Origin of the sequence: Reyranella massiliensis 521, assembly GCF_000312425.1 — a bacterium.
Classification (GTDB): Bacteria; Pseudomonadota; Alphaproteobacteria; order Reyranellales; family Reyranellaceae; genus Reyranella; species Reyranella massiliensis.
This window is the reverse complement of the sequence record NZ_HE997181.1, coordinates 3,044,669-3,063,931: the sequence shown is the minus strand read 5'-3', so window position 1 is coordinate 3,063,931 and position 19,263 is coordinate 3,044,669. Positions and strand designations below refer to the sequence as shown.

Here is a 19,263-nt window from a genome sequence, read left to right as displayed (position 1 = left end):
GTGTCCCCGTCCGAGGGTCTTGTCGTCGGCAGGGGCAGGCGTGTAATCCCGTCGCCACATGCGGAGCCGGGGAAACGGGATTTCGCATCGTGGCCCCTGACTCTGAACCAAGCCGAGCTGGATGAAGCGCTTCTACAAGGAAACGGCGGTCGACGCTTGCGACGGTGGCTTTCGCGTGCTGCTCGACGGCAGGCCCATGCGGACGCCAGCCAAGGCCGTGCTGGTCGTGCCGACGCGCGCCCTGGCCGAGGCCATCGCCGGCGAATGGGCGGGGGTGCCTGAGAAAGAGGAAATCAAGACCGGCCTCCTGCCGTTGACCCGTCTTGCCGCGACCGGCCTCGATCGCGTGCCAGGGCAGCGCGAGCAGGTGATCGACGACACCGCCAAGTACGCGGGCTCCGACCTGCTGTGCTATCGCGCGTCCGATCCGTCGAGCCTGGTCGAGCGCCAGATGACGACGTGGCAGCCGCTTCTCGACTGGGCGGCCGAACGCTACGGCGCACGGCTTACCGTGGTCGAAAACATGTCGTTCGTGCAACAGCCTGCCGAGGCACTTGTAGCTCTGCGGGCGGCCGTGGCGGCGCATGGCGATATGGCTCTGTCCTCACTCTACAATCTCACGCACATCGCCGGCTCGCTGATCGTGGCGCTCGCCGTCGCGGAGCGACGCCTCACGGCGGAAGAAGCGTTTGCGGCCGCCCAGCTCGACGACCTCTATCAAGTCGAACGCTGGGGCGACGATCCCATTGCGGTCGAGCGGCGGACCGGCGTGCGCAACGACATTGCGGCAGGCGCCCGGTTCCTCGAGCTGCTGGAAGACACGCGGCTGCGCACCAGGGGGGAAGCATGACGCCAGGCAGGAAGTTTCGCGACGTGCTTGCCGAGAAGGGGCTCGTCGAGGCCATGGCATCGCACAGCCCGCTCTCGGCCATGCTTGCCGCGGAAGCGGGCTTCGATGCGATCTGGGCCAGCGGCTTCGAGCTGTCGGCCATGTACGGTGTGCCGGATGTCAGCGTCGTATCGATGACCCAGCACCTCGACATGACACGCGCCATGGCCGATCGCTCCGGCCTGCCGGTGGTGGCCGATATCGACACCGGCTTCGGCAACGCCATCAACGTGCTCTACGCCGTCGAGCAGTATGAGCGCGCCGGCGCCGCCGTGATCGTGATGGAGGACAAGAGCTTTCCCAAGGTCACCAGCCTGATCGCCGGTGGCCGCCAGGACATGGTCCGCATCGAGGAGTTCCAGGGCAAGATCGAAGCGGCGCGCGCCGCACGCCGCGATCCCGACCTGGTGATCGTTGCACGCACGGAAGCGTTGATCGCGGGCCTCGGCCAGGAAGAAGCGCTGAAGCGGGCTCGGGCCTACGAGGCGGCGGGCGCCGACATGATCCTGGTGCACTCCAAGCAGAAGACGCCGGACGAGATCGAGGCCTTCGTGCGCGCCTGGGATGGCAAGGCGCCGATCGCGCTGGTGCCGACGGCCTATCCGCAGATGACGGTGGCGCGCGTGAAGGAGCTGAAGAAGGTCGGCCTGCTGATCTGGGGCAACCATGCAATTCGCGCGTCGGTGGGCGCGATGCGGGCGACCTTTGCGCAGATCCGCAAGGAAGGCGGCATCCATGGCGTGGAAAGCCGGATCGCCACGGTCGACGAGGTTTTCGAACTACAGGGTATGAGCGCGGTCAAGGACAACGAGAAGCGTTTCCTCCGCTAGACGTGGTCGCGATATTGGCCGAAAACTGCTGGCAAGGGGCCGGAGATACGAATGCAGAAGATGTTGGAAGAACTCGAACTGAGGCGTGCCGCGGCGCGCCAAGGCGGCGGCGCAAGGCGCGTCGAGGCGCAGCATGCCAAAGGCAAGCTGACGGCGCGGGAGCGCATCGACGCGCTGCTCGATCCGGGCTCGTTCGAGGAATACGACATGTTCGTCGAGCATCGCTCGATCGACTTCGGCATGGAGACGCAGAAGATCCCGGGTGACGGCGTGGTGACCGGACACGGCACCATCAACGGCCGGCTGGTCTATGTCTTCAGCCAGGATTTCACGGTGTTCGGCGGCGCGCTCTCCGGCATGCATGCCGCCAAGATCTGCAAGATCATGGACACCGCCATGAAGGTCGGTGCGCCGGTGCTGGGGCTGAACGACTCCGGCGGTGCGCGCATCCAGGAAGGCGTGGACTCGCTGGCGGGCTATGCCGACGTGTTCCAGCGCAACGTGCTGGCTTCGGGCGTCATCCCGCAGATCTCGATGGTCATGGGCCCGTGCGCCGGCGGCGCGGTCTATTCGCCGGCCATGACCGACTTCATCTTCATGGTGAAGGACAGCTCCTACATGTTCGTCACCGGCCCCGACGTGGTGAAGACCGTCACCCACGAGACGGTGACGCAGGAAGAGCTGGGCGGCGCGCTGACCCACACGCAGAAGTCCGGCGTTTCCGACTTGGCCTTCGAGAACGACGTCGAGGCGCTGCTGCAGCTCCGCCGCTTCGTCGACTTCCTGCCGTCGAACAACCGCGAGAAGGCGCCGGTGCGGCCGACGCAGGATCCCATGGATCGCGAGGACTTCTCGCTCGATACGCTGGTCCCCGAAAATCCCAACAAGCCCTACGACATCAAGGAACTGATCCTGAAGGTCGTCGACGAAGGCGACTTCTTCGAGCTGTCGCCCGAATGGGCCGGCAACATCGTGGTCGGGTTCGGCCGCATGGCGGGCAAGACCGTGGGCTTCGTCGCCAACCAGCCGATGGTGCTGGCCGGCTGCCTCGACATCGACAGCTCGCGCAAGGGCGCGCGCTTCGTGCGCTTCTGCGACGCCTTCAACATTCCAATCGTCACCTTCGTCGACGTGCCGGGCTTCCTGCCGGGCACGACTCAGGAGTTCGGCGGCATCATCAAGCACGGCGCCAAGCTGCTCTACGCCTATGCCGAGGCGACGGTGCCGAAGGTGACCGTGATCACCCGCAAGGCCTATGGCGGCGCCTACGACGTGATGGCGTCCAAGCACCTGCGCGGCGACGTGAACTATGCCTGGCCGGGTGCGGAGATCGCGGTGATGGGCGCCAAGGGCGCGGTCGAGATCATCTTCCGCTCCGACATCGGTGACGCCGCCAAGATCGCCAAGCGCACCGAGGAATATCGCGAGAAGTTCGCCAATCCGTTCGTCGCCGCCAGCCGTGGCTTCATCGACGACGTGATCATGCCGCACGGCACGCGCCGGCGGATTTGCCGGGCGCTCGCCACGCTCGAGACCAAGAAGCTCGAGAATCCGTGGCGCAAGCACGGCAACGTGCCTCTGTGACGGTTGCCGTGGCAATGTCGGCGGCAGAGCGGGCGAGGCGTGCGCGGATCGTGCGGCTGCACATGATCGCGGGGCTGTTCACGCTGCTCGTGCTGATCGCCGTCAACGCCCTGGTCTCGTCCCGTTACCCCTGGTGGCTCTGGGCGTTCATCGCCTGGATACCCTTGATCGCAGCCCATACCGCCTGGTCGATGGGCATGTTTGAACGCAATAAAAAAGGATCCTGAGAATGGCCGCCAAGAAGAAGGTCGCCAAAGCTGCGCCCAAGGCCGTGAAGAAGCCCGCGACGAAGGCGGCCAAGAAGCCTGTGCCGAAGGCGAAGGTTGCAGCGCCCAAGGCGAAGGCCGCGGCGCCGAAAGCGACGGGCCCCAAGCCGCTGTTCGACAAGATCCTGATCGCCAATCGCGGCGAGATCGCCTGCCGCGTCATCCGCACCTGCAGGCGGCTCGGCATCAAGACGGTCGCGGTCTATTCCGAGGCGGATGCCGATGCGCTGCATGTGCGCCAGGCCGACGAGAAGGTCCTGATCGGCCCGCCGCCATCGGCACAGTCCTATCTGCTGATCGACAAGATCATCGACGCCTGCAAGAAGACGGGCGCTCAGGCGGTCCATCCCGGCTACGGCTTCCTCTCCGAGAAGGAAGCGTTCCAGAAGGCGCTGGCCGCCGCCGGCATCGCTTTCATCGGCCCCAATGCCCGGGCGATCTACGCCATGGGCGACAAGATCGAGTCCAAGAAGCTCGCCCAGAAGGCCGGCGTCAACACCGTGCCGGGCCATCTCGCGGCCATTCCCAATGCCGACGAGGCGGTGAAGATCGCGCAGAAGATCGGCTATCCGGTGATGATCAAGGCCTCGGCCGGCGGCGGCGGCAAGGGCATGCGTATCGCCTGGAACGATGCCGAGGCGCATGAAGGCTTCGGCTCGGCGACCAACGAGGCCAAGGCCTCGTTCGCCGACGATCGCGTATTCATCGAGAAGTACGTCGAGGAACCGCGCCATATCGAGATCCAGCTCATCGCCGACGGTCGCGGCAACTGCGTCTATCTCTGGGAGCGCGAGTGCTCCATCCAGCGTCGTCACCAGAAGGTGATCGAGGAGGCGCCCAGCCCCTTCCTCGACGCCAAGACGCGCAAGGCGATGGGCGAGCAGGCCGTCGCGCTGGCCAAGGCGGTCAAGTACAAGAGCGCCGGCACCGTCGAGTTCATCGTCGACAAGAACCGCAACTTCTACTTCCTCGAAATGAACACCCGCCTGCAGGTCGAGCATCCGGTGACGGAGCTGATCACCGGCCTCGACCTCGTGGAGCTGATGATCCGCGTCGCGGCCGGCGAGAAGCTGCCGTTCGAGCAGAAGGACGTGAAGATGAACGGTTGGGCCATGGAGGCCCGCCTCTATGCCGAGGACCCGTTCCGCAACTTCCTGCCCTCGACCGGCCGCCTCGTGAAGTATCGCGAGCCCAAGGCCGGCCCCGACGTGCGCGTCGACACCGGCGTCTACGAGGGCGGCGAAATCTCGATGTTCTACGATCCGATGATCGCCAAGCTCTGCACCTATGGAGAGACGCGCAACGACGCGATCGACCGCATGCGCCGCGCTCTGGACGAGTTCTACGTCCGCGGCGTGTCGCACAACATACCGTTCCTGGCGGCGCTCATGGCCCATCCGCGATTCGTCGCGGGCAAGCTCACGACCAACTTCATCGCCGAGGAATTCAAGGGCGGCTTCACGACCAAGGACCTGCCGCCACGCGATCCCGCGGTACTGGCCGGCATCGCCGCCGTGATCGACCGCATTCAGGGCCATCGCGCGGGGCTGGTCGAAGACGGCCGCACCGTCATGCTGAACCGCGAACCGATGGCCGTCCGCGTGACCGGCCAGGGAGCGGCATTCGCGGTCGAGGCCGGCGAACGCGCAATCGCCATCGAAACCAACTGGCTGCCGGGCGAGCCGCTGCTTCACGCCGTGGTCGATGACCAGCATATCGTGGTCCAGGTCGATGCCGTGGGCTCGGGCTGGCGCCTGGTTCATGAAGGCGGCCAGGCCGACGTGCTGGTCCTGACGCCGCGTCAGGCCGAACTCTATGCGCTGATGCCGGTGAAGGCCGCGCCCGATACGTCGAAGTTCCTGCTGTCGCCGATGCCGGGCCTGCTGGCGTCCGTTGCCGTTGCCGAAGGCCAGGAGATCAAGGCCGGCGAAGCACTGGCTGTCGTCGAGGCGATGAAGATGGAGAACGTGCTGCGCGCGGTGCGCGACGGCACGGTGAAGACCCTCCATGCCAAGGCCGGCGACAGCCTGCGCGTCGACCAGAAGATCATCGAGTTCGCCTAGGATCGGTGCGACGCCGATGGCATTGCAGGCACGCCTGACGATTACCGGCAGGGTGCAGGGCGTGGGCTATCGCGACTGGGCGGTGGCCACCGGACAGCGGCTTAGTCTCAGCGGCTGGGTGCGCAACCGCCGCGACGGCGCCGTCGAGGCCTTGATCGTCGGCGACGAGGCGGCAGTCGGCCGCATGATCGATGCCTGCCGGGCCGGGCCGGCCCTCGCGCGCGTGGACGGGATCGACGTCGAGCCGGTCGATCTCGATATTCTGCCGGACGGCTTTACGCGGCTGCCGACGGCCTGACGGCCGCTGCGGCCTGGCCGAACACCTCGTCGAAGGTCTCGGCCAGCGCGGCATCGAGATCGGCCAGGGTCACCGGCAGGCCGAGATCGACCAGCGACGTCACGCCATGCTCGGCAATGCCGCAGGGAACGATTCCCGCATAGTGCGAGAGGTCGGGCTCGACGTTGATCGAGATCCCATGAAACGACACCCAGTGACGAATGCGCACACCGATGGCCGCGATCTTGTCTTCACGCGGGCTGCCATCGGGCAGGGCGGGCTTGTCGGGGCGGACGACCCAGACGCCGACCCGGCCCTGCCGCCGTTCGGCCTTCACGTTGAAACGTCCGAGCGTGCGGATGGTCCAGTCTTCGAGGTCGGCGACGTAGCGGCGTACGTCCTGGCGGCGGGCCCGCAGGTCGAGCATGACATAGGCCACGCGCTGGCCCGGCCCGTGATAGGTGTATTGCCCGCCACGGCCGGCGACATGGACCGGAAAGCGCGCTGGCTGCAGCAGATCCTGTGCCTTGGAGCTGGTGCCGGCCGTATAGAGCGGCGGGTGCTCCAGCAGCCACACCATTTCGCCGGCATGACCGGCGCGAATGTCGGCGACACGCGCTTCCATGGCGGCCAGCGCCTCGTCGTAGGGGACCGCGCCATCGGAAATGCGCCATTCGGGGCTGTTCATTGTGGCAAAATCGGTACTTCTCGTCTCTTGTGCAAGGCCGCCTTGCCACTGGTGAGGCGATTTGGTATCCCCCGCGCCATCGAACCGGCGCGGCCATGGCGGAATTGGTAGACGCGCTAGCTTGAGGTGCTAGTGCCGCGAGGCGTGGAAGTTCGAGTCTTCTTGGCCGCACCAAACGCCGGTTCGATCGAAAAGGTAGCCTAAGGCCGCCGCCTGTTGGAAACTCCAACTGGCGGCCCTTTTTGTTTTGGCCGTGGCGCTCGAGAGGGGGAGACGAGCTTGGCGGATGAACTTACCGACGGCGCGCTCCGTTACCATCGCATCCCTCGACCCGGCAAAATCGAAGTCGTTCCGACCAAGCCGTTGGCGACCCAGCGCGACCTGTCGCTGGCCTACTCGCCCGGCGTAGCCGCTGCCTGCAACGAGATCGTGCGCGATCCCGCGACGGCTGCCGAGCTGACGGCACGCGCCAACCTGGTCGCGGTCGTTACCAATGGCACTGCGGTGCTGGGCCTCGGCGCCATCGGCCCGCTGGCTGCCAAGCCGGTGATGGAGGGCAAGGGTGTCCTCTTCAAGAAGTTCGCCGGCATCGACGTGTTCGACCTGGAGCTGGCGGAGCTCGACCAGGAGCGGTTGGTCGAGATCGTCGCCGCTCTCGAACCCACCTTCGGCGGCATCAATCTCGAAGACATCAAGGCGCCGGAATGCTTCTACGTCGAGCAGAAGCTGCGCGAGCGCATGTCGATCCCGGTGTTCCATGACGACCAGCATGGCACGGCCATCATTGTCGGCGCGGCGTTGCTGAACGCCCTGTCGCTGGTCGGCAAGGACATCGCCAAAGTGAAGCTGGTCGTGTCGGGGGCGGGCGCAGCGGCGCTGTCCTGCCTCGGCGTGCTGGAGAAGCTCGGCCTGCCGCGCGAGAACATCTGGGTCACCGACATTGCCGGCGTGGTCTGGAAGGGCCGCAACGAGCAGATGGACCCCTGGAAGGAGCGTTATGCCCGCGACACGCAGGCCCGCACCCTGGGCGAGGTGATCGGCGGCGCCGACGTTTTCCTGGGCCTCTCGGCGGCCGGCGTGCTGAAGCAGGACATGGTAAAAAGGATGGCGAGCCGGCCGCTGATCTTCGCGCTTGCCAACCCCAATCCCGAGATCACGCCGGAAGACGTCACGGCGGTACGCGACGACGCCATCATGGCGACGGGGCGCAGCGACTATCCCAACCAGGTCAACAACGTCCTCTGCTTCCCCTATATCTTCCGCGGCGCGCTCGATGTCGGCGCCACCACCGTCAACGATGAGATGAAGATCGCCTGCGTGCGGGCGCTGGCGGCGCTGGCGCGCAAGGAGCCGTCCGAGGTCGTGGCCCGCGCCTTCGGCGAACAGGCCGGCGGCTTCGGCCCCAACCAGATCATTCCCAAGCCCTTCGATCCGCGTCTGATCGTCGAACTGGCGCCGGCCGTCGCCAAGGCGGCCATGGACAGCGGCGTGGCGACCCGGCCGATCGCCGATTTCGAGGCCTATCGCGACCAGCTCAGCCAGTTCGTGTTCAAGTCCGGTCTGGTCATGCGGCCGGTCTTCGAACAGGCTCGCAGTGCGCCCAAGCGCGTGATCTTCAGCGCCGGCGAGGACGATCGCGTGTTGCGCGCCGTGCAGATCGTGCTCGACGAAGGCATTGCCCGGCCGATCCTGATCGGTCGCCCGGAAATCGTGCGCCGCCGTGCCGAGCGTCTCGGGCTCCGGTTCCAGCCGGGTATCGACGTCGAGCTGATCGATCCCTCCGACGATCCGCGGTACGACAGGTACTGGGGAGCCTATCACGCGCTGATGGAGCGGCGCGGTGTCACCGAGCCGACCGCGCGCAACCTGGTCCGGTCCAGCCCGACCCTGATCGCGGCCCTCGCGGTCCGCCTGGGCGATGCCGATGCGATGATCGCCGGCGCCTACGGCCGTTTCCGCACACACTTCAATCATGTGCGCGACGTCATCGGCCTCAAGGAAGGCGTGAAGAACATGGCGGCGCTCAGCCTGCTGGTGATGCCCACGCGCGCCCTGTTCATCGCCGACACCTACGTGAACTACGATCCCGATCCCGAGACCTTGGCCGAGATCACGCTGCTGGCGGCCGACGAAGTACTGCGATTCGGCATCCAGCCCAAAGTCGGCTTGATCTCGCATTCGAGTTTCGGAAGTTCCGATCATCCGTCGGCGCGCAAGATGGCTGCGGCGGTGAAAATCCTGCACGAGCGGGCGCCGTCCCTCGAAGTCGACGGCGAGATGCACGGCGACGCCGCGCTCGACGTCGACGTCCGCAACAATGTCTTCCCGCGCTCCAAGCTCAAGGAGCCGGCGAACCTCGTCATCTGTCCTTCACTCGACGCCGCCAACATTTCCTTTAATCTCCTAAAGAATGGCGCTGACGGCTTGCATATCGGCCCCATGTTGTTGGGAACCGATTTGCCGGCTCATGTGTTGACCCCGTCAGTGACAGCCCGCGGCATCCTGAACATGACGGCCTTGGCCGTCGTCGAGGCGCAGCGCCTCGCTGAGGCGCGTGGATGAGCGGCGAAAGCGATCTCCTCGATGAAGTGACGCCGGAACTCGTCCGGCGAGTCGAGGCGGCGCTTGCAGAAGAAAGGGCGGAGGAAGTCAGGGCGCTCCTGGCCGACCTCAGTGCCACCGGCCAGGCATCGATCCTCGAGCAGGTAGGAGAGGACGAGCGCGACAAGCTGGTCGGCATCCTCAAGCGCGACCTCGACCCCAAAGCACTGACCGAGCTCGACGAGGAAGTCCTCGAGGACGTTCTGGAGCAGCTCGACAGCAAGGAAATCGCAGCTGCCGCGCGCGAGCTGGAAGCCGACGATGCCGCGACCATCCTCGAAGATCTGCCGGAGGCGGAGCGGCAGGAGGTCCTGGCCGAACTATCGGCCCAGGATCGCGCCGAGATCGAGCAGGCGCTGGCCTTTCGGGAGGACACGGCCGGGCGCCTCATGCAGCGCTCGCTGGTCAAGGTTCCCGATGGCTGGACGGTGGGCCAGGTCATCGACTACTGCCGCGAAGCGACCGATCTGCCCGACGACGTTTACGACATTTTCGTCGTCGATTCCGATGGGCGGCTGCGAGGTTCGGTGCCGCTCGGCCGCATGCTGCGTACCAAGCGCCCGATCGGCATCCTCGATATCGCGGATCCCGACATTCCCTCGGTGCCGGTCACGGCGGATCAGGCCGAAGTGGCGCATCTCTTCCGCGACCAGAACCTGGTTTCCTGCCCCGTCGTCGACGACGAGAATCGGCTGCTGGGCGTGATCATGGTCGACGACGTGGTCGACGTGATCGACGAGGAAGCCGAGGAGGACATGCTGAAGATGGGCGGCGTCGGCACTGACGACATGCACGCGCCGCCCGTGCGCACCGTCCGGCTGCGGGCGCCGTGGCTGCTGGTCAACGTCGCGACGGCGCTCGTGGCCTCGTTCGTGATCGCCCAGTTCGAGGGCACGATCGAGAAGATCGTCGTTCTGGCCGCCCTCATGCCGATCGTCGCCTCGATGGGCGGCAATGCCGGCATCCAGACGGTGACGGTCACCGTCCGGGCGCTGGCCATGGGGGAGCTGACGGCCGCCAACGCCCTGCGTTTCATCGCCAAGGAAGCGGCCGTGGGCAGCATGAACGGGCTGATGTTCGCCTTCCTCCTGGCGGCCGGTGTCGTCATGTTGTTCGGCGACTGGCGGCTGGGCGGTGTCATCGCGGCGGCCATGATCTGCAATCTGTTTGCCGCGGCTCTCGCGGGATCGTTGATCCCGTTGGGCTTGCAGAAGTTCGGCGTCGATCCTGCGGTCTCCTCGACCGTCTTCCTGACGATGGTGACCGACGTGATCGGCTTCCTCACCTTCCTCGGACTGGCGACGATCTTCCTGCTGTAACTACCGGGCGAAGGCCAGGCGGGCATTGCCGCTGCGCTGGCCTGGCCAGGGATGGGCGAGCGCCGTGTCGCGCAACGTCTGCACCAGCTCGTTGTCGGCGTCTGCGCGCCACGCCAGGAAAACGCGCCGGTCGAGCGCCACCTCGCGGATCTCCGCGGTAACCAGACCCGGCCGCAGGAGCGAGCGTGGCATCAGGCTGACGCCGAGTCCCGCGGCGACGGCGGCGGCGCAGCGCTCCTCGTCGGGGGAGCTCAGGACCGCGCGCGGCCGCACGCCTTCGGCGGCGAACAGGCGCAGGGCATCGTCCTGCGCTTCGCAGGCCGCACGCAGGACGAAGACCGTGTCGGCCAGCTCCTTCAGCGACCAGCGATCGCGCGTCGCCACGCGATGCTCGGCGGCCGCGGCCAGTACATAAGGTTCGCGCCACAGCGCGACGGCGTTGGGCGCGTCGAGCGGGCCGCGCGCCGGAAAGAGCGCGGCGTCGCAGCGGCCGCGCCGCCAGCGATCGGCAACGGTGGCGGCCGTGCCCTCGGAGACTTCCGCCTCGAAGCCGGCCTGCTGCTGGGCCGACGCCAGCCAGTCGAGCGCCGCGGGGACGGGAAGGGTCGAGGCGATGGCGACGCGCAGCAGCCGGGCCCGGTGCGTCGATCGCGATTCGGCGCGGGCGAGTTGCCAGGCCTCGACCATGGCGCGGGCATGCGGCAGCAGGCGATGTCCCGCCGCCGTCAGGGCCGCACGCCGGCCGCGGTCGAACAGGCGGGCGCCGATTTCTTGCTCCAGACGGGCGATCCCTGCCGAAAGGGTCGGCTGGGTGACGTGGCAACGGTCTGCGGCCGTGGTGAAGCTTGCCGTCTCGGCCACCGTCAGGAAGTAGCGGATGAAGGACAGGTTCATCGACATAGACAATATCGATGACAATGAGTGAGACAATCGATTTTATCTATGATCTGTCTGCCTCTATGGTCGTGGCATGTCCCATCTCAGATCGACCCTCCACGACGACGGCATTGCCGTCGTGACCTTCGCCCGTCCGCCCATGAACGCCATGGACTCGGAAATGCTCGAAGAGATCGCCGCGCTGTTTGACCGGCTGGCATCGGACCGCGCCGTTCGCGCGGCCGTGCTGACCGGCGAGGGCAAGGCCTTCTCGGCCGGTCTCGACCTCAAGCTGCTGCCGACGCTCGATGCCGGCGCGCAGCATCGTCTGATCGCGGCGATGAACGACGGCTTTGGCACGCTCTACGCCTGGCCCAAACCGCTGGTCACGGCGATCAACGGCCATGCCATCGCCGGCGGCATGGTGGTGGCACTGTGCGGCGACTGGCGCATCGTCGCCGACGTTCCGCTGAAGGCCAGTTTTGCAGAAGTGAAGGTCGGCGTGCGGTATCCCGTGGCCGCCCTCGATGTAGCGCGCAGCGAGCTTGCGCCCACGGCCGCCCGTCGCATGGTCCTGTTCGGCGAGGAGCTCGATGCTGCCGGTGCGGTGGCCCTGCAAGTGTTTGACGAATGCGTGACGCCCGACACCTTGCTCGCGCGCGCGATCGCACGGGCACGCAAGGATGCAGCACTGCCGCCCGACGCTTTCGCCACGATCAAGCGCGAGTTGCGGTCGCCTGCATTGACGCGCATCGCCGCGGCACGCAATGGCCAGGCCGAGCCGCGTTACTTCTCCTGGCTTACCGAAGAGACGCGTGCCGCCGCTGCAGCGGCTTTGCGTGGCGCGGGCTGACGGGTGAGGCCGTCTGTGCGGCTTCGCTTCGGAGCGTGGGCGGGCTATCGTCCAGCCTCGGAGGCCATCGATGCGGGCGTTCAATCGTTTTCTGTGCGCGGTTGCGCTCGTGCTGTTCGCCCTTCCTGCGATGGCGCAGAACAAGGTGCCGCCCGACCGGGCGCTCGAAGCGCTGGTGAAGGCGACGCTGCTCACCTTCAACGATGCCAACGTCAGCGGCAATTACGACATCTTTCACGCCAAGGCCGCCAAGCCGTTCCGCGATCAGTTCACGCCGGAACAACTCAAGGCGACGTTCAACGAGTTCAACAAGAAGAGCATCGACTTCGACATCATCGCCGCCATGACTCCGATCTATGCGCCCAAGGCGGCGGTGGATGGTGACGGCAAGCTGATCGTGAAAGGCTATTTCCCGACGGAGCCGTCACGCCTCACTTTCGAGCTGGAGTTCATTCCGTCGGACGCCCAATGGAAGATGATCCGCATCTACGTGAAGACTGAACCGAAAACCGAAAAGAACTGAAACGACCAACAACAGCAGGCCCGTGACATCATGATTCCCAACGCAATGCCGCCGTTCGATTTCGGCCTGGGCGAGACCGCCGACGCGCTGCGCGAGCAGGTCCAGCGCTTCGCGGCCGCCGAAGTGGCACCGATCGCCGCCGAGATTGACAAGACCGATCGCTTCCCGCGCGAGCTGTGGCCCAAGATGGGTGAACTCGGCCTGCATGGCATCACGGTCGAAGAGGAATATGGTGGAGCTGGGCTGGGCTATCTCGAACACGCCCTGGCGGTCGAGGAACTCAGCCGCGCCTCGGCGGCGGTGGGCCTGAGCTACGGCGCGCACTCCAACCTTTGCATCAACCAGATCCGCCGCAACGGCAGCGATGAGCAGAAGCGGCGGTTCCTGCCGAAGCTCGTTTCTGGCGAGCATGTCGGGAGCCTCGCCATGAGCGAGACGGGGGCGGGCTCCGACGTCGTCTCCATGAAGCTGCGCGCCGACAAGAAGGGCGACCGCTATGTGCTGAACGGCACCAAGATGTGGATCACCAACAGTCCCGACGCGCAGGTGATCGTGGTCTATGCCAAGACCGATCCCGCTGCCGGGCCGCGCGGCATCACCACCTTCATCGTCGAGACCGACCGCAAGGGCTTCAAGGTCGCCCAGAAACTCGACAAGATGGGCATGCGCGGCTCCTCGACCGGCGAACTGGTCTTCGAGGATTGCGAGATCCCCGAGGAGAACGTGCTGGGCGCCGTCGGCAAGGGCGTCAATGTGCTGATGAGCGGCCTCGACTACGAACGCGCCGTGCTCGCGGCCGGTCCACTCGGCATCATGCAGTCGGCGATGGATATCGTGCTGCCCTACGTCCATGAGCGTCAGCAGTTCGGCCAGCCGATCGGCACTTTCCAGCTCGTGCAGGGCAAGCTCGCGGACATGTACACGACCATGAACGCCTGCAAGGCCTATGTGTACTCCGTAGCGCGAGCCTGCGACCGTGGCCAGACGACCCGCAAGGACGCGGCGGGAGCCATTCTCTACGCCGCCGAGAAGGCGACCCTGGTGGCACTCGACGCCATTCAGCTCCTGGGCGGCAACGGTTACATCAACGACTATCCGACGGGACGCCTGTTGCGCGACGCCAAGCTTTACGAGATCGGCGCCGGCACCAGCGAGATCCGCCGCATGTTGATCGGCCGCGAGCTCTTCGCCGAGACCGCCTGACGAAGCAGGGTTTGTTTGACGATGGGGGCGCTTTTTCGTACACGGTGTGTATGGAAAGTGCCCCGTGCCGCGTTATCTGACCGAAAAGGACATCGCGGACTTCCGCGCTGAGCTGTGTCGTGTCGCCACCGAGCGGTTTGCCCGCTTCGGCTACGAAGGCGTCACGATGCGCCAGCTCGCCGAGGCGCTGGGCTGCAGCCCCAAGACCCCATATCGCTATTTCAAGGACAAGGCCGACATCCTGGCGACGGTGCGGGCGCAGGCTTTCGCGGCTTTTTCCGATAATCTCGAAAAGGCTGCGGCATCGGCGGACGATCCGGCAACACGCGGCCGTCAGGTCGGGGCAGCCTATCTGCGGTTCGCAGAAGAGCATCCGCACGCCTATCGCATCATGTTCGAGATCGATCAGCCGATAGACGACAGCCACCCCGAGCTGGGCCCGACGGTGAAGCGAGCGCAGCAGCTCATCACGCGGCAGTCGGAAGAGATGGCTGAGGCCGGCCTGTTGGCCGTCGACCCGCGTCTGTTCGGCTGGGCCTTGTGGGCTGCCACCCATGGAGTGGTCATGTTGCGGCAGGCCGGCATGCTGAAGTCGGGCCCCGGCTACAAGGAGATCAGCCAGTTCATCGGCACGTTGATGCTGAAGGGAGCCTCGCCGCAGGCAGGCAAGAAGCCAGCCGGCGAGAAGAAAGGGAGAAAGAACGGATGAAACGCGGTGTAGTCGCCCTGATCGTGGCGGTTCAAATGGCGACGACGGCAGCCTTTGCTGAGAGTGGCAAGAAGTATGATCCCGGCGCGTCCGATGCCGAGATCAAGCTTGGTCAGACCATGCCTTACAGCGGGCCGGCCTCCGCGTTGTCCGGAGTCGGCAAAGGGCAGGTGGCCTACTTCAAGTACCTTAACGAAACGCAAGGCGGCGTGAATGGCCGCAAGATCAACCTGTTGTCGCTCGACGACGGGTATAGCCCGCCCAAGACCGTGGAGCTCACGCGCCAGCTCGTCGAGCGCGACAAGGTGTTCGCGATCGTCAATACGATCGGCACGGCGACCAACCGCACGACGCACCGCTATCTCAACCAGAAGAAGGTGCCGCAGTTCTTCATCCTGTCCGGCGCCGCGCAATGGAACGATCCGAAGAACTATCCTTGGACCATGATGGGCATGGTCGCTTATCAGACCGAAGGGGCGGTCTATGCGCGCAACATCCTGACCACGACCCCCAATGCGCGGATCGCGCTGCTGCGGCAGAACGACGATTTCGGCAAGGACTATGTCGAGGGCTTCAAGCATGCGCTGGGCGACAAGGCCCGCATGATCGTGGCCGAGGTGTCGTTCGAGACGACCGATCCGACCGTCGATGCCCAGATCATCCAGCTTCGCGCCAGCAACGCCGACGCCTTCTTCGTCGTGGCGACCGGCAAGCACGCCACGCAGGCGATCCGCAAGGCGCACGAACTCGGCTGGAAGCCGCAGATCTACCTGCCGGTCGGCTCAGCGTCGATTCCCGGTGTGCTGAAGCCGGCCGGCGCCGATGCCGCGACCGGGATCATCACCGCAGCGAACAGCAAGAGTGCGGGCGATCCGACCTGGGAAAACGACCCCGGCATGAAGGAGTATTTCGACTGGGCTCAGAAATGGGCGCCCGAACTCAATCCGCACGACTCCTTCGTCGCCGCCGGCTACTCCAATGGTTACATTCTGGCGCATCTCCTGCGCCAGGCGGGCAACGTGTTGACGCGCGAGAACTTCATGCGTCAGGCCACGAGCCTCAAGGGTTTCACGACGCCGCTCACTTTACCCGGTATTGTGATCGAAACCGGGCCCGACGATTATCTGCCCTATCAGTCGCTGCGCCTGCAGCGCTTCGATGGCACAAGCTACAAGCTGATCGGCGATGTGATCCGGGAGTAACGCCATGAACGCGGGTGCGATGGCTGGTGTAACGGCAGGCGATCGCTTCAGGGCCTGGAGCGAGATCCAGGTCAATGCGGCGCGGGCGGCGAGCGGACTCGCCGCGCTGGGCGTCGGCGAGGACAGCAGCGTTGCGCTGATGCTGCGCAACGACTTCCCGACCTTCGAGGTTAACATGGCGTCGGGTCAGCTCGGCGCCTATGCCGTGCCGATCAACTGGCATTTCACGCCCGAAGAAGCGAGCCATATTCTGCAGGACTGCGGCGCCAGGGTGCTGGTGGCGCATACCGATCTGCTGGCGCAGATCGCTGGGGGCGTTCCCGAGGGCGTGAAGGTGCTGGCTGTGCCGACGCCGCCAGAGATTGCTGCGGCCTACAATGTGCCTCCGGAGAAGTGTGCGGCGCCGGCCGGTGTGGAGCTGTGGCAGGATTTCGTCGCCGCCTCGCCACCGCGAACCGAGCCACCGAAGGCAGCGCGCGGCAGCATGATCTACACGTCGGGCACGACAGGGCGTCCCAAGGGCGTGCGGCGTCGGCCGAGTACGCCCGAGCAGCAGGCGGCGGCATCGCAGGAAGCCGCAATGTTCTGGGGCCTGAAGCCCGATCCCGGCGCTGTGATCCTGATGAACGGTCCGATGTATCACTCCGCACCGGCAGCCTACGGCATGGCAAGCGCCCGGCTTGGCCTGCACATGGTCCTGCAGCCGCGCTTCGAGGCCGAGGACATGCTGCGCCTGATCGACAAGCATCGGGTCAGCCACATGCACATCGTGCCGACCATGTTCGTCCGCCTGCTGCGCCTGCCGCAGGAAGTGCGCCAGCGCTACGACGTCTCCTCGCTGCGCTTCATCACCCACGGCGCCGCGCCCTGCGCGCCGGCCGTGAAGCGGCAGATGATCGAGTGGTGGGGGCCGGTGATCAACGAATACTATGGTTCTACCGAGACCGGCGTGGTCGTCTGGCACGGGTCGGAGGACGCGTTGCGCAAGCCCGGCACCGTGGGACGCATCGTGCCCGGCGGCATCCTACGTGTCGTCGACGAGGATGGGCAGGACGTGAAGCAGGGCGAGGTCGGCGAGATCTACGTCCGCGGCCCGCATCTCTCCGAATTCACCTACAACAACGACGACGCCAAGCGTCGGGAGGTCTCGCTGGGGGATCTCGTAACGGTCGGCGACGTTGGCTATCTCGACGCCGATGGCTTCCTGTTCCTGTGCGATCGCAAGCGCGACATGATCATCTCGGGCGGCGTGAATATCTATCCTGCCGAGATCGAGGGCACGCTGATCCAGATGCCGGGCGTGCGCGACTGCGCGGTATTCGGCATCCCCGATGAAGAGTTCGGCGAGCAGATTTGCGCCTATGTCGAGGCTCAGCCCGAGGCCGGCCTGGATGCCGGCCAGGTCCGCGCCTGGCTTGGCGAGCACCTGGCGCGCTACAAGGTGCCCAAGGTGGTAGAGTTCAGTGCGGCCCTGCCGCGCGAAGATTCGGGCAAGATCTTCAAGCGCAAGCTTCGCGCCCCATATTGGGAGAAGGCAGGCCGCAGCATCTAGGGAGTTCCATGGCCGACGACGACGTCACCCTGTTCGGTAAGCTCAAGAACAAGCTGATCGACAGCAAGCAGAAATGGGCCGAGGACGGCCGTCTGTTGACGGGCAAGACGGCGGCTCACTCCCAGCGCCTGCCGCCGGGCCAGCGCAAGGTCGACAACTGGCCGGTGCTCGATCTCGGCATCCAGCCCGAGATCCCCACGCACGCTTGGCGATTGTTCGTCGATGGCGAAGTCGAGAACCCACTGACCTGGAAGTGGGGCGAGTTCACCGACCTGCCGAAGACGCAACTGACCACGGACATCCACTGCGTCACGGCCTGGTCGCGCTACGACAACCGATGGGAAGGCGTGAGCGCCCGCGACCTGCTGGCGATGGTGAAGCCCAAGGCGTCGGCGGAGCATGTCATCTTCCACTCCTACGACACCTACAAGACGAACGTCCCGCTCGCCGACTTCTCGGCCGACGACGTGATGCTGGCCTGGAGCTGGAACGGCGAACCGATCAGCCGCGAACATGGCGGCCCGCTCAGGGTCGTGATTCCCAAGCTCTATTTCTGGAAGAGCGCGAAGTGGATCAAGCGCATCGAGTTCTCGGTGTTCGACAAGCCGGGCTTCTGGGAAGTCCGCGGCTATCACAACTACGGCGATCCCTGGCTGGAGCAACGCTACGACGAGGAGCCCTGACATGCCCGCCCATGATTTCAACTTCACCACGATTGACGGCAAGCCTCTCGAGATGAAGAGCTTGGCAGGGCATCCGGTCCTGCTGGTGAACGTCGCTTCTTATTGCGGGTTTACGCCGCAATACACCGATCTGCAGAAGCTGCATGACACCTATGGTCCGCGGGGTCTCGTCGTGCTGGGCGTACCGTCGAACGACTTCGGCGCGCAGGAGCCGCGCACGGAGCCGGAGATCGCCAAGTTCTGCGAATCGATGTACGGCGTCACCTTTCCGCTTACGGCCAAGCAGAAGGTGATCGGTTCCGATGCCCACGCCCTCTATCAGTGGATCGCGACGGAAGCAGGCGAGGGGGCGGCTCCCAAGTGGAACTTCCATAAGTACCTGATCGGCAAGGATGGCAGCCTGCTCGGCGCCTGGCCGAGCCGCGTGCGGCCAGGGGCGAGCGAGATCACTTCGGCGATCGAGTCGGCCCTCGGCTGAGAATCGTTCGAGGCTCAAGTCTCCAGCGAACTGCGCACGCCCTCGAAGACCTGATGGAACATCTCGGTCGTCAGGCGGCCGGTGTTCGTGTTGTAGCGCGAGCAATGATAGCTGTCGGCCAGCACAAGGCCGGTGGGCAGCTTGTGCAGGCGATTATGGACGAAGGGGTAGGCGCCCGCTGGCCGCACCGTCAGCGCGCGCAGGATCTGGTCGTGCGCGCCCTTGCCCAACGCCACCAGCACCCGCAGGTTCGACATGACGGCGAGTTCGGCCTGCAGGAACGGTCGGCACGCCGTGAACTCGACGGGCAGGGGCTTGTTCTCCGGCGGCAGGCAGCGCACGGCATTGGCGATGCGGCAGTCGACGAGACGCAGCCCGTCGTTCGGGTCGGCACGGTAGGTGCCCTGGGCAAAACCGAACTTCAGCAGGGTGGAGTAGAGCAGGTCGCCGGCATAGTCGCCGGTGAAAGGGCGGCCCGTGCGATTCGCGCCGCGCATGCCCGGTGCCAGTCCGACGATCAGAAGCCGCGCATCCAGCCGGCCGAACGACCGGACCGGCGCATTCTTCCAGTCGGCATGGAGGCCCTGCAGTTCATGCCGGAACCCGACGAGCCGGGGGCAGCGCGGGCAATCGAGCGGCGGCTCTTCGAAAGGTGATGCAACCACAG

General features: G+C 65.6%; 19 protein-coding genes and 1 tRNA gene. 17 read left to right on the top strand and 3 right to left on the bottom strand.

What is annotated here, in order from left to right; all coding sequences use genetic code 11:
- The first annotated feature begins 121 nt into the window (after nt 1–121).
- From BN60_RS15010 to BN60_RS14985, 6 genes are all read left to right on the top strand, one after another.
- The gene (locus tag BN60_RS15010) at nt 122–850 is read left to right on the top strand and encodes an ATP12 family chaperone protein (RefSeq protein WP_020696910.1); all 729 of its coding nucleotides are present in this window, start codon (nt 122–124) and stop codon (nt 848–850) included.
- Entirely contained in the window at nt 847–1,719 is an 873-nt protein-coding gene (locus BN60_RS15005) for a phosphonopyruvate hydrolase (RefSeq protein WP_020696909.1), read from the top strand. Before BN60_RS15010 ends, BN60_RS15005 begins: the two co-directional genes overlap by 4 nt.
- A 51-nt stretch (nt 1,720–1,770) precedes the next feature.
- On the top strand, nt 1,771–3,303 hold the full coding sequence (locus BN60_RS15000) for an acyl-CoA carboxylase subunit beta (RefSeq protein ID WP_020696908.1): 1,533 nt from the start codon (nt 1,771–1,773) through the stop codon (nt 3,301–3,303).
- Nucleotides 3,273–3,530, top strand: a complete 258-nt coding sequence (locus tag BN60_RS14995; protein WP_148283430.1) for a hypothetical protein — start codon at nt 3,273–3,275, stop codon at nt 3,528–3,530. Before BN60_RS15000 ends, BN60_RS14995 begins: the two co-directional genes overlap by 31 nt.
- A gap of 149 nt (nt 3,531–3,679) precedes the next feature.
- A complete protein-coding gene (locus BN60_RS14990; protein WP_043285710.1) occupies nt 3,680–5,632 on the top strand; it encodes an acetyl-CoA carboxylase biotin carboxylase subunit in 1,953 nt (650 codons plus the stop codon).
- A 16-nt stretch (nt 5,633–5,648) separates the two neighbouring features.
- Entirely contained in the window at nt 5,649–5,930 is a 282-nt protein-coding gene (locus tag BN60_RS14985; protein ID WP_020696905.1) for an acylphosphatase, read from the top strand.
- On the opposite strand, the gene lipB is transcribed toward BN60_RS14985, so the two are convergent.
- Nucleotides 5,908–6,702: a lipoyl(octanoyl) transferase LipB gene (gene lipB, locus BN60_RS14980; protein WP_425357824.1), complete on the bottom strand. Its 795-nt coding sequence runs from the start codon at nt 6,700–6,702 to the stop codon at nt 5,908–5,910. The genes BN60_RS14985 and lipB overlap by 23 nt on opposite strands.
- On the opposite strand from lipB, the gene BN60_RS14975 reads away from it, so the two are divergent.
- The 3 genes from BN60_RS14975 (at nt 6,687) to mgtE (ending at nt 10,517) form a co-directional block, all read left to right on the top strand.
- Nucleotides 6,687–6,771: transfer RNA gene (locus BN60_RS14975), tRNA-Leu, on the top strand. The genes lipB and BN60_RS14975 overlap by 16 nt on opposite strands.
- 105 nt (nt 6,772–6,876) lie before the next feature.
- Nucleotides 6,877–9,159, top strand: a complete 2,283-nt coding sequence (locus tag BN60_RS14970) for an NADP-dependent malic enzyme (protein ID WP_020696903.1) — start codon at nt 6,877–6,879, stop codon at nt 9,157–9,159.
- Nucleotides 9,156–10,517, top strand: coding sequence for a magnesium transporter (gene mgtE, locus BN60_RS14965; RefSeq protein WP_020696902.1), 1,362 nt, complete (start codon nt 9,156–9,158; stop codon nt 10,515–10,517). Before BN60_RS14970 ends, mgtE begins: the two co-directional genes overlap by 4 nt.
- Here mgtE and BN60_RS14960 read toward each other — a convergent pair whose 3' ends face one another.
- Nucleotides 10,518–11,417, bottom strand: coding sequence for a LysR family transcriptional regulator (locus tag BN60_RS14960; RefSeq protein WP_020696901.1), 900 nt, complete (start codon nt 11,415–11,417; stop codon nt 10,518–10,520). It abuts the gene before it with no gap.
- Nucleotides 11,418–11,487: 70 nt separating this feature from the next.
- Here BN60_RS14960 and BN60_RS14955 point away from each other — a divergent pair, with 70 nt between their 5' ends.
- The 8 genes from BN60_RS14955 (at nt 11,488) to BN60_RS14920 (ending at nt 18,596) form a co-directional block, all read left to right on the top strand.
- Nucleotides 11,488–12,246, top strand: coding sequence for an enoyl-CoA hydratase/isomerase family protein (locus tag BN60_RS14955; RefSeq protein WP_020696900.1), 759 nt, complete (start codon nt 11,488–11,490; stop codon nt 12,244–12,246).
- A 70-nt stretch (nt 12,247–12,316) separates the two neighbouring features.
- Complete coding sequence (locus tag BN60_RS14950) at nt 12,317–12,769, top strand: DUF2059 domain-containing protein (protein ID WP_020696899.1); 453 nt, start codon at nt 12,317–12,319, stop codon at nt 12,767–12,769.
- 30 nt (nt 12,770–12,799) lie between these two features.
- Entirely contained in the window at nt 12,800–13,972 is a 1,173-nt protein-coding gene (locus BN60_RS14945; RefSeq protein WP_020696898.1) for an isovaleryl-CoA dehydrogenase, read from the top strand.
- Nucleotides 13,973–14,036: 64 nt separating this feature from the next.
- Complete coding sequence (locus BN60_RS14940; RefSeq protein ID WP_020696897.1) at nt 14,037–14,681, top strand: TetR/AcrR family transcriptional regulator; 645 nt, start codon at nt 14,037–14,039, stop codon at nt 14,679–14,681.
- Nucleotides 14,678–15,883 (top strand): ABC transporter substrate-binding protein, encoded by a 1,206-nt coding sequence (locus BN60_RS14935; protein WP_020696896.1) that lies wholly within the window; start codon nt 14,678–14,680, stop codon nt 15,881–15,883. Before BN60_RS14940 ends, BN60_RS14935 begins: the two co-directional genes overlap by 4 nt.
- 4 nt (nt 15,884–15,887) lie before the next feature.
- Nucleotides 15,888–17,435, top strand: coding sequence for an acyl-CoA synthetase (locus tag BN60_RS14930; protein ID WP_020696895.1), 1,548 nt, complete (start codon nt 15,888–15,890; stop codon nt 17,433–17,435).
- 8 nt (nt 17,436–17,443) lie between these two features.
- Complete coding sequence (locus BN60_RS14925) at nt 17,444–18,118, top strand: sulfite oxidase-like oxidoreductase (RefSeq protein WP_020696894.1); 675 nt, start codon at nt 17,444–17,446, stop codon at nt 18,116–18,118.
- A 1-nt stretch (nt 18,119) separates the two neighbouring features.
- Nucleotides 18,120–18,596 carry a glutathione peroxidase gene (locus tag BN60_RS14920; protein WP_020696893.1) on the top strand — a complete coding sequence of 159 codons (477 nt, stop codon included), beginning with the start codon at nt 18,120–18,122 and terminating at the stop codon, nt 18,594–18,596.
- Between the two features lie 14 nt (nt 18,597–18,610).
- On the opposite strand, the gene BN60_RS14915 is transcribed toward BN60_RS14920, so the two are convergent.
- Nucleotides 18,611–19,261, bottom strand: coding sequence for a uracil-DNA glycosylase (locus BN60_RS14915; protein WP_020696892.1), 651 nt, complete (start codon nt 19,259–19,261; stop codon nt 18,611–18,613).
- Nucleotides 19,262–19,263 lie beyond the last annotated feature (2 nt).

What these genes read in the sequence shown, in the direction of transcription:
- BN60_RS15010 (WP_020696910.1), top strand. Translation starts at nt 122, where the DNA reads ATGAAGCGCTTCTACAAGGAAACGGCGGTCGACGCTTGCGACGGTGGC.
- BN60_RS15005 (WP_020696909.1), top strand. Translation starts at nt 847, where the DNA reads ATGACGCCAGGCAGGAAGTTTCGCGACGTGCTTGCCGAGAAGGGGCTC.
- BN60_RS15000 (WP_020696908.1), top strand. Translation starts at nt 1,771, where the DNA reads ATGCAGAAGATGTTGGAAGAACTCGAACTGAGGCGTGCCGCGGCGCGC.
- BN60_RS14985 (WP_020696905.1), top strand. Translation starts at nt 5,649, where the DNA reads ATGGCATTGCAGGCACGCCTGACGATTACCGGCAGGGTGCAGGGCGTG.
- mgtE (WP_020696902.1), top strand. Translation starts at nt 9,156, where the DNA reads ATGAGCGGCGAAAGCGATCTCCTCGATGAAGTGACGCCGGAACTCGTC.
- BN60_RS14960 (WP_020696901.1), bottom strand. Translation starts at nt 11,417, where the DNA reads ATGTCGATGAACCTGTCCTTCATCCGCTACTTCCTGACGGTGGCCGAG.
- BN60_RS14955 (WP_020696900.1), top strand. Translation starts at nt 11,488, where the DNA reads ATGTCCCATCTCAGATCGACCCTCCACGACGACGGCATTGCCGTCGTG.
- BN60_RS14950 (WP_020696899.1), top strand. Translation starts at nt 12,317, where the DNA reads ATGCGGGCGTTCAATCGTTTTCTGTGCGCGGTTGCGCTCGTGCTGTTC.
- BN60_RS14945 (WP_020696898.1), top strand. Translation starts at nt 12,800, where the DNA reads ATGATTCCCAACGCAATGCCGCCGTTCGATTTCGGCCTGGGCGAGACC.
- BN60_RS14935 (WP_020696896.1), top strand. Translation starts at nt 14,678, where the DNA reads ATGAAACGCGGTGTAGTCGCCCTGATCGTGGCGGTTCAAATGGCGACG.
- BN60_RS14930 (WP_020696895.1), top strand. Translation starts at nt 15,888, where the DNA reads ATGAACGCGGGTGCGATGGCTGGTGTAACGGCAGGCGATCGCTTCAGG.
- BN60_RS14925 (WP_020696894.1), top strand. Translation starts at nt 17,444, where the DNA reads ATGGCCGACGACGACGTCACCCTGTTCGGTAAGCTCAAGAACAAGCTG.
- BN60_RS14920 (WP_020696893.1), top strand. Translation starts at nt 18,120, where the DNA reads ATGCCCGCCCATGATTTCAACTTCACCACGATTGACGGCAAGCCTCTC.